The organism is Allobosea sp. LjRoot237 (genome assembly GCF_964253285.1).
In the GTDB taxonomy this organism is placed as follows: Bacteria; Pseudomonadota; Alphaproteobacteria; order Rhizobiales; family Beijerinckiaceae; genus Allobosea.
Genome location: NZ_CAXUQP020000001.1, coordinates 4270862 through 4284129 on the forward strand (window position 1 = coordinate 4270862; position 13268 = coordinate 4284129).

Genomic DNA, 13268 nt, shown 5'->3' on the forward strand with positions numbered 1-13268 from the left:
CCCTCAGAACCTGACTTCGACCCTGCCCTTGAGGGCGTGGTCGCGCGAGCGTTCGCCGATGGCGGCCGAGTAGGTCAGGCCGAGCGCGGTGGCAGAGGAGATGCGCCAGTCGAGGCCGGCTTCGGCGACCAGCGCCTCGCGGTCGATTGGGGCGGCGAAGACCTGGGCCGGCGTCGTGCCGAGCGCGAAGGCGGTCTTGGCCATCGGGGTGAGCTCGCCAAAACCGTGGCGCCAGCCGAGCATGGCGCGGGCGAACAGCGGGGCTGTACCGAGTTGCGCCTCGGCCCGCAGGCCGAGCGTGCTGAAGCCGAGCAGCTGCTCTGAGGAGAGGACGCGGAGCGCCGCGGCGCCGCCCTGCTCGGTGCCGGCATCCGTGCTGACCCGGATCAGCGCGAGCTGCGCGAAGGGCTCGAGCGCGAAGCCGCTGAAGGCGAAGCCATAGCCGAGTTCGGCGAAGCCCTGCGCCACCGCGCCCGGCCGCTGCAGGCGCAACGCATCGCCGAAACCGCGGATCTGGACCTGGCGGCGGATGTCGGTCTCAGACCATGAGTAGGCCAGGCCCGCATCGAGTCTGAGGTTGCCGAAACGGGCGCCGGCATAGAGGCCGGCATGGCCGCTCTCGAGCTTGCCCGAGGAGCGCCGCGCATCGAGATCGAAGCGCGACTGGCTGTAGCCGCCGGCGACGCCGACCCTGAGCGACGAGCCCGGATTGTCGTAGAGCATCAGGTCGGCGCCGAGCAGGGCGCCGCCGCTGCGGCGGCCAAGGCTCGCGGCATTGCCGTCGGCGTTGGTGTTGCCGGCGCCGCCGAAGGCCTCGCCCCAGAGTGCGTAGCGCGGCTGCGGCGCGCTCATCAGCACCGCACCCTTGCGGCCGGGCAGATCGGCACTGAAGCCCGCCGCGACCTGGCCGGGCACCTGCGTCAGCAGCGGCCCGCGCAGGCGGCCCAGGATGGTCTCGCGCACCAGCCGGCTCTCGTCGATCATCACGCTGACGGCCTGCGCATGGGCCTCGCCCGAGAGCAGGTCGAAGCCGGCGCGCGCTTCGGCGGCGGTACCTGAGAGCAGCGTGTCGTAGATCGGGTTGCCGGCGCCGAGCGCCTCGGCTGCATGCCCGATCGAGGCCTGGTTGCGGGTCCCCGCCACCTCCGGGAAGCTCGTGGCGGTCCTGGTCATGGTCAGGACGACGTTGTTGCTGTCATAAGCCAGCGACGGCGTCAGGAAGACGAGGTCCGAGGTCACGTCGGCGAAGCGGCCGCTGACCCCACCCGAAGCGGTCAGGATGGTGTAGCTGGTCGACGCCGCGTAGGTGCCTCTCTCGGCCAGCACGGCGACCGTGCCGCCCGAGATCGTCGCCAGCCCCGAAGCCAGGATCTTGTCGCCCTGCCCGGCCGGATTGATCTCGATCCGATAGGTCGAGCCGCTCGCAAAGGCGACGTTGCCCGAGACGTTGAGCGTCCCGATCGAGTTGCCGGGCGCGACCGTGCCACCGGCATTCGCGACGATGCCGCCGACGGTGCCGGTACCGCCGAGCTCCGCGCCGCCATTGACCGTCGTCACCGAGTTCGCGACCGAGCCGTTGACCACGAGCTTGCCGGCGTTGACCGTGGTCGCGCCGCTATAGCTGCTCGTCCCCGTCAGCGTGAATGTCCCGGTGCCGGTCTTGGTCAAGCCGCCGGTCCCGGAGATCGAGCCCGAGAAGGTCGTCGATGAGTTGTCGGAGCCGGTGGCCAGTCGGCCGGCGCCCAAGCTGACCGTGCCGCCGCCCGCAAGCGAGGTGATCGTCTGATTGAAGCCGGCAAGGTCGAGCGTCGCGCCGGCCGCGACCGTGAAGGCCGAGTTGGACGAGAACGAACCGATCCGGCCGGCCCGGAGCACACCGCCCAAGACCGTCGTCGTGCCGGCGTAGCTATGGGTGTTGGTCAGGAGGAGCGTGCCGGCCCCTGCCTTCGAGAGCGAGCCGGTGCCCGAGAAGGACTGCGTCACGGTGAAGGTGTTGCCGGCTGCGGCGATGTCGAAGCCGCCGCCGGCCGCGCCGAAGACGATGTTGCGCGCCGTCTGGCTGAAGGTCGTGCCCGTCACCTGCAGCACACCGCCATTCAAGGTCAGCGCACCCGAGACATCGCCGAGATTGGCCTCCGCCGCGACGCTCAGCACGCCGCCCGCCAGCGTCGTGCCGCCGGTATAGGTATTGGTGCCGGTCAGGGTCAGCACGCCGGAACCGCGCTTGGTCAGCGTTCCCGAGCCGGAGATGTCATAGGCCAGCGTCGCCGTGTCGGTGAAGTCGGCGACGATGGCGCCGTCGTTGACGATCGCTCCCGCCGCGATGGTCAGCAGACCGGCCGTGCCGCCATTGCCGAGGTTGAGCGTGCCGAGCGTGTCGATCACGAGGTCGCCCGCGGTGATCCGGAGTTCGCCGCCCTCGGCGAGGGTGACGGACGTCGGATCCGCCGAGCCGGGACCGATGGCGAAGGTGTTGGGGATGGTCCAGAGCGAGCCCGCGCCGGTCACCAGCGCACTGGCGCTGCCGCCGAAATCGGCCTGGACCGCGGCGCCGAGAGTGACGGTCAGCCTCGCGCCGCCCGAGATGATCAGCGAAGCGTTGCTCGCCAGACCCTGCAGCAGGAACACGTCGGTCGTGACCGAGGAGCCGACGCCGTCGATGCGCAGATTGGAATAGACGACGAGGCCCCAGCCGGGATTGGTGAGCGTGCCGCCCTGGTCGACGACGAGCGTGCCACCACCGATGTCGATATGGTCGCCGAAGGTCAGCGAGCCGCCGCGGATGATGAACTGGCCGGTGTCGCAGGCACAGATCGAGAAGCCGCCGCCGAGCGTGCCGGTGCCGGTATAGATTTGCGTGCCCGCGCCGGTGAAAGCGAGCGAGCCATTGCCGGAGAAGCTGCCGGAGAAGGTCGCGGTCCGGCTGGTCGCGCCGGTGACCAGCATCGCTCCCGAGCCGATCTCGACAGCGCCGGCGCCCGAGAGTGAACCGACGACGGGCGCGATGAAGACGTCGCTGATCTCGAGCACGGCGCCGGCAGCGATCGTATAGTCGGAATTGGCCGAGAACGCCGTATCGGAGCTCGCGACCAGCCGGCCGGCCTGGACCAGCGTGGCGCCCCTATAGTCGCTGGTGCCCTGGATCGCGAGCGTGCCGGCGCCGATCTTGGTCAGCCCGCCATCGCCGGTGATGCTGCCGGCGATGGAGACGAACAGCGCGCGGCCGGCATCGACCTCGACCGTGCCGCCGCCGGCGTTCAGCGTCACCGTGCGGGCCGTGCTGACGTTGCCGCTGACCAGGAGCGTGCCGCCATCCAGCGTCAGCCCGCCGGCGGCGGCGCCGAGATTGGCGTCGGCGGCGACCGAGAGCTTGCCGGCATTGATCGTGGTGCCGCCGGCGTAGCTGTTGACGCCGGAGAGTTCGAGCGTGCCGGCACCGGTCTTGATGACGGCGCCGGCGCCGCTGATCACGTTGTCGACCATGACGTAGGTCGGCTGGGCGAAGGTCAGCGTGCCGCCGCCGACCGTGATCTCGCCGGTGAGGCCGGAGCTGGCGTTGCCGAAGGTGAGCGAGTTGGCACCGCCCGTGAACACGATAGCAGAGCTGAGGAGCCCGCCGCCGCCGTCGAGCCCGCCCGAAATCGTGCCGTTGTTGGTGATGTGCAGATTGGAGCCGACGATGCCAAAGCCGCCGAGGCCATTGGCGCTCGAGCCCGAGCCGCCCGCGCCCGCCGCGCCGCCGTTGCCGCCCTGGACCGTGCCGTTGACGACGAGCGTGGTCGGCAAGCTGCCGTTGGTGAAGAGCAGGCCGATGCCGCCGGAGCCGCCGGAGCCGCTCTGGTCGACAATGCTGGTTCCGCCAGCCCCGCCATTGCCACCGGTGACGGCGCCTGTGATCGTACCCGCCGTCCCGGCGCCGGTGACGACCGCGCCATAGCCGCCGGCGCCGCCGCCGCCGCCGCTCCAGCTGAAGCCATCGTTCCCCGCACCGCCATTGCTGCCGGCGCTGGCGCCAGCCGGCGGGTCCGTGCCGACCGAGCCGTGAACGCCGCCCGTGCCGCCTTCGCCAAAACCGGGAACTCCGGAACCGCGAAAGCCCCCGGCCCCGCCCGTGACGGCGCCTGCGCCGCCGCCGCCGCCGCCGCTGACAACGTTGGTGCCGCTGCTCCCGGCCCCGCCAGCGCCGGTCGGATTGTCGACCCCGCCGGCGCCGCCGGTGCCGGGTGCGCCCAGCTCGTCGCCGCCGCTGCCGCCATTGGCCAGAGCTGGCGTGGCCAGCATCGCGGCGAGGAGGGCGAGAATCGAGGCGGCCGCGAGCCGAGCGCGAAGATGCCTGACGATGGGGGGCGGGCTTAGCAAACGCGCGTCATCAAGCGAAGCCGTCATAGGCCGCATCAGCGCATGGCCGAGTGCAGGCCGCCGCCCTTGCGCCGGCAAGACGCACTCCGCCGTCGGCCGCATCGGGCTCGCCTGCATTCTTCGTCTGGCTGACACTGTCCCACCCCGCCCGTGGCACGACCTTACGTCATCGAAGTGCCGGCACAATGAACCGCTGTTCACATCCAATTAACTTTCGAGCATGTGACAAGCCGGACACAGCCCGCAGAGGGCTCGCACTTGTCTTGGCGAGCGCGGGGCGCGAGATCGGGCGCTCGCGGCAATACAAGCCTGAGGGATAGAACCTGCGGGGATAACTCGCCAATCAATCCCCGCCCTCGAAACCTGGCGTATTCTCATCCCGTCCCACCCGACCAAGGGGGCTGTCGCGAGGCATCGTGCGGCCGGGCGGGAGAGCGGTGTCCGTCCTGACCGACCGTTGCGGGTCGATGATGGCGGAGGGCCTCGTCCGGGCGAAGCCGGGTCTGCCCGACCCGATGGTACGGCGAGGCACCTGAAGAGAACCGCGCGCGGGGTTCGGGAGCGGCAACTCCAAGCCGCTTCGACATTTCGACATCGACATTCGACACAGCGGCGAAAGCTGCCGCACCCGGACCCCGCGCACCCCTTGGGATTGCGCTCGCCTTCAAACCCTCGCGGCGGGAGCCGGCGGGGCTTTTGGCACAGGGATGAGGATGCAAAGCGCCGTCGGTCGGCGAACCGATCGAGCATCCCGGTCGCCATCTCTGCGAAGAGCTGCGGCCAATCGGCGAAGGCCGCATTTGCGGCGGTGATGATCGAGGTGTTCTCGTAGAGCTTGCCGATCAGGTGGAAGGGCTACCAAGTGATCTTGATGCCAACGCGGCCGTCATAGGCATGGGAACGACCGTCGAAGCCAACAGAATAGCCGGCAGATGCATAGAGTGCTGTGTTCCGGGTGATCGCCGCGTCAACGCCTGCTTTGATTTCGGCCCAGGCTCCTCCCAGATCCGAACGGAACGGAATAAAGCCGGTGGCGGATGAGAAAGACGCCTTGGGACTTCCCAGGAACTCGTTCCAGACGCTGGCCTTGAGCCAGGCCGTCATCATTCGCGGCTGCGACTGCGCCGTGGCCTCTTCCAGGGTCCAGCTCTTGGCCAGCCGCGCGCCTAGCCGACCAGCGAGGGATTCGACATCGCTGAAGCGGACAAGGGCGGCGCCGTCGTGACCGGAGCCGTTCACTTGCGTCTGATAGATCAGCTGAGCTTGAGGCTCGATAAGCCAGCCATTGCCAAGATGGATTGGGTAGCCACCTTCCAGAGAACCGGCGAAGCCGAAAGCCTCACGCTTCAAACTGATCAGGCGCTTGGAGTCGGCCTCGACATCGTACCAGGTGCCCTGAACGACTCCGTCCAGATACCAGCCCGACGCGCCGAAATGCGTCCAGTAGGCGCCGAGCGAGTAGCCGTCGATCGTATTGGTCCCAGCCTTGATTCCGTTGAAGTGCCTGACGTCGCCCTGAAGACGACCAATCACGCCGTAGATGCCGACGTGGTCTCGGGAGCCGTCGGCATTTTGGCCGCGATAGAGGTCGAGGCCAGCCTGGAGGGCGAAGATGTCGTAATCGAAGCTCGGCCCACCCCGGAAAATGCCGTTCACACCGTTATCACGCTCGCCGTGGCTGCCGATGATCCGAGCCCAGCCGGCTGATGCGTAGCTTCGCTGCGCCACGGCGCTCGGGGGGAGCTGAACGGTCGTGGTGCAGCGGTAATTCATCGAGGGATCCTTGCACCAGATATAGCGCTGCTCGGTTACCGGCAGCGGCTCGAGGGTGCGCTGTTCCCCACGACGCTCGTGCAGACTGTCGATGATCGTCCTGCCGTAGATGAGAGCCATCGAGGGCAGCGCGGCGTAGAGCGAGACCTCGCGCCGGAAATTCGGGGTGGGCGATGGCTGCGGGGCTGGCGATGGCGCCGGGGTAGGTCCCGGATCGGGGTCGGGACCAGGCGTCGGTTCCGGTCCGGGATCAGGCGTTGGACTAGGCGCCGGTGGGAGTGGCGGAACTGCGCCGTCCGAGCGGAGATACCAGTTCTGCGGTCCGGAGCCGTCCACGCTGCCGCGGATGAGAGCGTATTCATAAGGACCGGCGACCACCGGCCTGCCCAGGAAGAACGCGCCCTGGTTGGTCGTGCCGCCATCGGTCGCGTCGACGACGAGAATGCCGTTGCCTTGCGTGAGATCGCCCGGCCCGATGGTGTTGCTGATCAGAAGCGAAGAGGTACCCGACGCACGACCGCCGCCGATGACCAGGCGGTCGGACGGTGAGCTGTCGGCGCCAAGAAAGGTATTGAGGGCGAGAGAGCCACCCCGGCCGATATAGTTGGTGACGGTGAGCGTCTTGTAGCTCGCCAGTTGAGTGGCGTCGCCCGTCGGCGGCGTGAACACGATCTGGCTGTTGCTGTTGGCGACGTTCGTGGCGGTCGAGCTTCCGGTCATCGTCCAGACTGAAGACTGCGCCAGGACAAGACTGCTGGTGTTCCCGGCGGGTGTGGTCACAACCCCTCGCAGCGTTGATCCCCGGGCGGTGAAAAGCGTGCTTCCGCCACCGTTCGTCTCCAACAACGTATTGTTGTTCGCGACGGCAGTTGTGCCGTTCAGGATAATGTCGCCTGTTGCCCCCTGGACAGAGAAGGAAGCCTCGCTCGCCTGGATAACCCCGTTGCCATAGCGCAGCAGGTTGATGCCTCCATTGTTGAGCAGGAAGCCGAATCCGCCATTGCCTGAGGCGGTCACATTGGTCCCGGTCATGCTGGCGATGCCGCTGTTCTCCAGCAGGCCGCCGGCGCCGTTGACGACCGAGACAGAGCCGCCGGTGGTCTCGATGCGACCGCGGTTCACGGCATTCACGCCGGCGTTGCCGCCGCCGCCGGTGACGCTGACCGTGTTGTTCGTCGTCGAGATCACGCTGCCGGCATCGGTCGCCCGCAGACCCTTTTCGCCACCGCCGGCACCGTTGATGGTGATGCTGCCGCCGCCCAGTTGAATCACGCCACCAGCCTCAGCTCTGGCGCCGACATCATTGCCGCCGCCGTTCGCTGCGGTGATGGTCAGGTCCTGAGCAGCGATCATGCTGCCAACCCCGGTCGCCAACAGGCCAGTGCTACCTCCGCCGCCGGCAAAGCTGATCTGGCTGCTTCCGGAGAAGCTGATTGCCCCTGCGTTTTGTGCCTGAGCCCCGGTAATCCCGCCTGCGCTGCCCAACGAGATGGACAGCCCGTCGGCAAGGATACGACTGCCGGCCCCGTCCGAGAGGAGGGCCGATGGGATGCCGCCATTTGGGTTGTTGATCGCGGATCCGGCAGTGAATTGGATGAGGCCTCCGCCGAGCGCCTGCACCAGGCTCTGGCCGCCGCCGCTCGGCCAGTTCACGGTGACGCCGCGCGCAATGATGGTCCCGTTGTTCGCGCTCATGGCGATGGCGCCGCCGCCGCCATCGTTGCTGAGCACAATGCCGTTGGCCTCGATGCGGGCGCCGCTGCTCGCGCTCAACCCGAGGCCGCTCGCCGTCACAGATCCATTGACCGTGACGAGCGAATTGCCGCTCGCGTCAATGCCGGTACCGAACCCCTGGGCCAAGACCAAGCCATTGGCCGTGACATCGGCGCTATTCGTCGCTGTGATCGCGGTACCGAAGCCGACGGCTATATCGCCGACGACGCAGGGCGGGAGGCCGTTCTGGACAACGCCTCCGTTGCCTGCCGGGATAGCGCAAGTCGTCTGCGCCCATGCGCTCTCGGCACCTAGCCACCCAATGGCGATGACGCTCGCGGAGACGAAAAGCACGGCCCTGCGCGTATCGTGCCGACGTCCGTCCAATAGCGGTAAACAATCGCACAAACACTTGCTCTTGCGCGCCGACAAAATGGCTGTGCGCGGGAGCTTTGAGAGGCGTAGCCGCGACATTCACTACCTCCGCATAGGCTCGTGAATCAAATAGGCTTAACTTCGATAGCCTGGAGGATGGAAACATGATCGCGCCGCCCTGTCGAATACGACCTGGATCCGACGGGTGAACCTTAGTTAACGCTGACTAAAATGATCCGAAGCAATCCGCGCGCTCTGGCCTGCCCGGCTTCCGGGGCTGCAGGCACGTCAGTGGGACCGGGACCGGGACCGTCATGATTCCCGGCCGGGATGGCAATAGCCAGGCGCCCAATACAACGACTTGGACACGCCGCACCGCTGAAAGTCGCAGGGCTGACGGGTGGAACACCCTTGCTCAACAGAACCCGCAACATCCTTTCGGAGGCGCACGTGACATGCGAAGGCGCCGCGTGAACTCTGACGAAACGTGAGGAGGGAGAGTGGTGGTGCCGCAAGAGGGATTCGAAGTTCCCACCGGAGGCTACCATTTGCTGATTTTACTGCGTTTTTCAGCCTGAAGCCGATGATGTTTTGTACTTCATGTTTGTACCGAACTGCAAGAGCGGCCTTACACCTACCAACGAGGCTCGGGCTCGTAGGCCAACTTGGTCAGGGCTTTGCCGGCATCCCCTCGTGAGCCATAGGTGCCCACCATGGCGCCCGTGTCCGTCGCTGCTTCGATCCGGAACAGGTCCCAGCGTTTTTCTTTATTGAGAACCAGCCGGTAGGCTCGACCATTCTTGCGGATGTAGAGGTCTCGCGAACCGCTCAAGTGGGTCCACCTACAGTCGGCCCCGGAGAGAAACCGCCGCTCCAATGCGTCTCGTTCCTCTTGGACGCGCTGGCGCCATGCGTTCTCACGCGCAAGGCGTTGACGCTCGGTCTCGGTCTCTATGTACTCCTGGAGAGCACCAATGATCGCCGGTAGTTCCGTTCCTTCCTCGATCTCGCGGGCATAGAGAGCCAGACACCCCTTGCGAAGGTCCTCGTCAGGATAGGCCCCATTCGGCTCTGCGTGGATCGCCCTGAGACGCTGAGCCACGTCGGTCCCCGTGAGCCGAGGGCCGGGCAGGCTGTTGAGGAACTCCCGGAGGTCATCCTCAGGTACCCAGCACAGGGCAGCGGCTCGTATCAGGTCCTCTCGTGCGCCTTCCCACTTACGCCAGACAGATTGCTCCCGGTCGATGGCTTTGACGATGCGCTCCGCGAACCCATTGACCGAGTGAGGGTCACGCAGGTGGCGCAGCGAGGGACTGCGGAGATAGTCAAAGATCAGGCGACGAACGGCGTAAAGACGCTCATGGTTGAACACGACCAACCCCTATCTCACTGCCAAGCCCTTTCCGGCCGCATCCCGATCCCCCGCCCCCTCAGATGGTTGGGTTTTGGAGAGCCGGAAGCAAAGACGTATTCCGGCTTGGGGGGTCGATGAGGACTTTCGGAAAGGGGCGTTATTCGGGCAGTTGACGGGCTTTGAAGTGGGGATGAAGGGGGCGGCACGGTATTGGTGCGTCGGGAAGGTCTCTAGCCGTTCAGTGAATGCATCCTACCCATACTGACGAAAGCCGCCTCTCGACAGCAGACTTAACCTCGGCTGAGCACTTGTCAGACACTATCAAGCCGAATGGCTTCATCAGCGGATCGCACCATCCTTCCTCATCGTAGCCGCTCACGGGCTCGCCACCGGCAAGAGCGTATCTTGTCGATGCCCACAGTTCCCATGCGACTGCTATCTCACCATCATCAGTTGGATCGAAGTTGCTCATGGGGACGGTTTTAGTGAACAATCCCATCGCACCTAGGATCACTATCGAAACAGTGTGCGCGGCACTATCGGCGAGCTGTATCCCTGCTACCTTCCGAGAGTCACAGTCGCATTCTGTTTGCCAGCCAAGGGGCAAATCCAGCGCGTTTCGTTTCATGCCGCCGTCGAAATAGACGACTCCATTGCCGGGGCTTTTATTGCGGGCGATATGGGCTGCAAGCTGCCCCCCGTAGGCCATAACGCTATTGCGTTCGCTGACATCACAAACCGCAATCGCGATCTTACATTCTGTATTTAGAAGGGATTTGATACGATCCCGCAAAAGCTGCGCCTTCTCGTTCCCCAGCATCTTCGAAGAGCTTTTGAACTCGTCGCGACCGGGCACAAAACCGCTCGCTCGTAAGGCATCGTCCATGATCGACTGAATAGGTCCGGCGCTCGCAACGGCTGCAACGACTATGAAGCCGCCGCTGTCGTGAATGCTCTCATCAACGTAGACGCGCATGGGCGATCCGACTGCTAGTTCAGATTATATGACGAAGGTGTTCTCGCGATCCTCGCATATTCAGCCGCCAAAATGTGAAAGCCCTCCTCTCTCCGGCCGCTTTCGGATTTCCCCCCGTGGCACCCTCGCGTTTCCTGTAGGTGACATCACGGGAACCTGCCGAGTGCCGGAGGGCGTCGAGATGCTGGCCCCGCCGCAGAGGACGAGAAGCGGACTCTGATCCTACTGTGGAGGCCAACTACGCAGCCCTTGACCGAAGATGCGGGCCCTGAGTTGATGAAATAATGAAAAAGTGGTCAGTCCGAACGTGGTGGCAACAATATGGAAGCCGGTTGCTCCATCCGGGATGGTGGCTAAGTGATGCTCAGCCTCAGCATTGGATCGCGCTGTTCGCGGTCGTCCTTATAATCATCGACTCGTTCGTTAAGCCATTGACGCTGGTAGCCCTTGGGCTCTCTGTACTCGCTGTCCTGCCGTGGCTGCTGCGCTTCGTAAAGCGCCTCGAACTGCCTGGCGGGGTGTCCGTCGAAATGCAGCAACTCGAAGAGGTTGCAGAAAAAGCCAAGGACGCTGGCCTTTTGCCTCATGAGCCTGCTGATCGCGTACCAACACCTGCATATCAGGCCGTTTTCAACGATGATCCAATCCTTGCTCTAGCTGGCCTGCGCATCGAACTTGAGCGCCGACTCAATGCGCTCTTCCTGAAGTCTGATTGGGAACAGGGCAAAACGCCTTCGGGTTCCTCCCGCCCAATGCTGCCTCAGCAAGTTCGCTGGCTACGCTCGAAGGGCGTCCTGACGCCTCAAGAGGCGAGCGTCATTAGCGATTTGCTACCGCTCCTCAACGCAGCCGTTCATTCTAGAGAGCTGACGCCAGAGGCAGCCAAATGGGCGATGGACAATGGGCCTTCCCTTCTCGCGAGCTTGGACAAAAAGGTTGAACGAGCGAGTGAAGACCAGATGCTCGGCCAGCCACAGGGAACCTTCTCGGCCCAATAGGGCAGGCTCATATGGACCGTTCCGGATCGAGCGAAATCGTTCCGCAAGAATGGCCCATTGACATTCAGTGCGAACTCTAAGAGCCTAGTGGAACGCTAGCCTCTCGGAGACCACGCCATGCTCATTGGATACGCCCGCACCTCGACCCTCGACCAGACAGCCGGCTTGGACGCTCAACAGCGTGACCTTGCAGCGGCCGGGTGCGAGCGGACCTATGTTGAGCAAGTGTCGTCGGTAGACGTAGGGGAGCGGCAGGAGCTTGCCCGCGCCCTCGACAACCTCCGGCAGGGTGACGCGCTCGTGGTCACGAAGTTGGACCGCCTCGCCCGCTCGATGGCTCACCTGATGGACCTCCTGAAGGCCATCGAAGGCAAGGGCGCGAGCCTCCGCATCCTGTCCATGAGCCTCGACACCGGGACGCCTACGGGACGCCTGATGCTCAACGTGCTCGGGAGCGTGGCGCAGTTTGAGCGGGAGATCATGCTGGAGCGTCAGCGTGAGGGTATCGCCAAAGCGAAGGCCGCAGGGAAGTATAAGGGCCGGGCTCCTACAGCCAAGGCCAAGGAGGCTCAGGTCGCCGAGCTGGCCGCTAAGGAGGTCAGCCTGTCAGAGATTGCCCGCAGGCTCGGCATCGGTAAGGCGAGCGTCCACCGTATCCTAAAGGCCCGGAAGGAAGCTCAGGAAGCGGCATAGCGCCAAAGCCGCGTGGCTGTCATGGCTGAGATATGATCCGATCTACGCTAAAGCGACCTGATTCGGAGTTTGTCAGATGCACGGCCTTGAGCGTCTTCATGCCTCCCTAGACCAGTTCTTTTATAGCACGACGCTGAACTCTCTCCCGATTGGCGAGCGGGTGGCCGAGTGCTTTTGCGAGACCGTGATCGCGGACGGCGTCTTGCGGTATCTTCCGGACGACGAGACCGAGGAGTTTGAGCGGTTAATGCTCGATCATCTCGGCGTGGGGGTGGACGATTTCGATGAAGATCACATGCGAGACCTTTTTGCGACTCGCGACTTTTTCAGCTTGCAGCGGTTCATTTCGGGCCTCTTCGAACTGAAGGGACGCCTCCAAAAACGTCTTGGAGCAGAGGTCCTCTGACGACGCCCTAGTGCCGACAGCGATCCACCCCCGGATACATCACAGAACGGAATCCATCCGGCCTGATCGAGTCAAAAAACTGATTAGACCGGAAACGGACAAGGACTCATGAAAGTGTAGCCATAAGGCTGCCTTTCCGGGGACCGACCGTGACGACCTCCAGCAATAGCATCAACTTCTCACAGTACATCGCCATCCCTCTCATCGGCGCATCATTCGTTCAGCGGGAAGAGAAGCGCCATGACTGGCTCCCCTTCTTCCACCTCGACACGCACCACGAAGACGATACATGCGGCGACGATGGCGTTGAGATCAAAGGGACCGGGGCCATCCGGGGCTATAGCCTTCAGGTTGGACGCTGGCTCATCAACGTGGACCGCCCGACCAAGGCCGGATTGGAGACGCGGAACTCCCCGCTGACGTGGAACCAGACCGCTTGGCTCACCCTCGCTGCTCCTGTCGTCACCCTCGCAGGTTTCTCCGCATGCCTCCTCGGGGGCCTCTTCAGCCACTTCATCGGCAAGCCCTTGGGACGCACCCATCAGGGTCTCTCCTCAGAAACCTGAAGTCCCTTCACTTTTCGATGCCTACCCGGCCGGGGCGGAGCAATCCACTCCGGCC

At 64.6% G+C, this 13268-nt stretch carries 9 protein-coding genes; 4 read left to right on the plus strand and 5 right to left on the minus strand.

Going from position 1 to position 13268, the window contains the following annotated elements; genetic code table 11:
• Positions 1 to 3 precede the first annotated feature (3 nt).
• From ACSQ24_RS20710 to ACSQ24_RS20730, 5 genes are all read right to left on the minus strand, one after another.
• Positions 4 to 4386 carry an autotransporter domain-containing protein gene (locus ACSQ24_RS20710; RefSeq protein WP_436096501.1) on the minus strand — a complete coding sequence of 1461 codons (4383 nt, stop codon included), beginning with the start codon at positions 4384 to 4386 and terminating at the stop codon, positions 4 to 6.
• 180 nt (positions 4387 to 4566) lie between these two features.
• On the minus strand, positions 4567 to 5205 hold the full coding sequence (locus ACSQ24_RS20715; protein ID WP_436097935.1) for a hypothetical protein: 639 nt from the start codon (positions 5203 to 5205) through the stop codon (positions 4567 to 4569).
• A 9-nt stretch (positions 5206 to 5214) separates the two neighbouring features.
• Entirely contained in the window at positions 5215 to 8199 is a 2985-nt protein-coding gene (locus ACSQ24_RS20720) for an autotransporter outer membrane beta-barrel domain-containing protein (protein ID WP_436096502.1), read from the minus strand.
• Positions 8200 to 8854: 655 nt separating this feature from the next.
• Positions 8855 to 9592, minus strand: a complete 738-nt coding sequence (locus ACSQ24_RS20725) for a hypothetical protein (RefSeq protein WP_436097936.1) — start codon at positions 9590 to 9592, stop codon at positions 8855 to 8857.
• 220 nt (positions 9593 to 9812) lie between these two features.
• Complete coding sequence (locus ACSQ24_RS20730) at positions 9813 to 10550, minus strand: DUF3800 domain-containing protein (protein ID WP_436096503.1); 738 nt, start codon at positions 10548 to 10550, stop codon at positions 9813 to 9815.
• A gap of 332 nt (positions 10551 to 10882) precedes the next feature.
• On the opposite strand from ACSQ24_RS20730, the gene ACSQ24_RS20735 reads away from it, so the two are divergent.
• The 4 genes from ACSQ24_RS20735 to ACSQ24_RS20750 all read left to right on the plus strand — a co-directional run bounded on the left by ACSQ24_RS20735 (position 10883) and on the right by ACSQ24_RS20750 (position 13213).
• Positions 10883 to 11548: a DUF4145 domain-containing protein gene (locus tag ACSQ24_RS20735; RefSeq protein WP_436096504.1), complete on the plus strand. Its 666-nt coding sequence runs from the start codon at positions 10883 to 10885 to the stop codon at positions 11546 to 11548.
• 117 nt (positions 11549 to 11665) lie between these two features.
• Entirely contained in the window at positions 11666 to 12241 is a 576-nt protein-coding gene (locus tag ACSQ24_RS20740; protein ID WP_436096505.1) for a recombinase family protein, read from the plus strand.
• Between the two features lie 76 nt (positions 12242 to 12317).
• Positions 12318 to 12647: a hypothetical protein gene (locus ACSQ24_RS20745; protein WP_436096506.1), complete on the plus strand. Its 330-nt coding sequence runs from the start codon at positions 12318 to 12320 to the stop codon at positions 12645 to 12647.
• A 149-nt stretch (positions 12648 to 12796) separates the two neighbouring features.
• The gene (locus tag ACSQ24_RS20750) at positions 12797 to 13213 is read left to right on the plus strand and encodes a hypothetical protein (RefSeq protein WP_436096507.1); all 417 of its coding nucleotides are present in this window, start codon (positions 12797 to 12799) and stop codon (positions 13211 to 13213) included.
• Positions 13214 to 13268: the final 55 nt, after the last annotated feature.

Coding starts and splice junctions, on each gene's coding strand:
- ACSQ24_RS20710 (WP_436096501.1), bottom strand. CDS start 4,386: ATGACGGCTTCGCTTGATGACGCGCGTTTGCTAAGCCCGCCCCCCATC.
- ACSQ24_RS20730 (WP_436096503.1), bottom strand. CDS start 10,550: ATGCGCGTCTACGTTGATGAGAGCATTCACGACAGCGGCGGCTTCATA.
- ACSQ24_RS20740 (WP_436096505.1), top strand. CDS start 11,666: ATGCTCATTGGATACGCCCGCACCTCGACCCTCGACCAGACAGCCGGC.
- ACSQ24_RS20745 (WP_436096506.1), top strand. CDS start 12,318: ATGCACGGCCTTGAGCGTCTTCATGCCTCCCTAGACCAGTTCTTTTAT.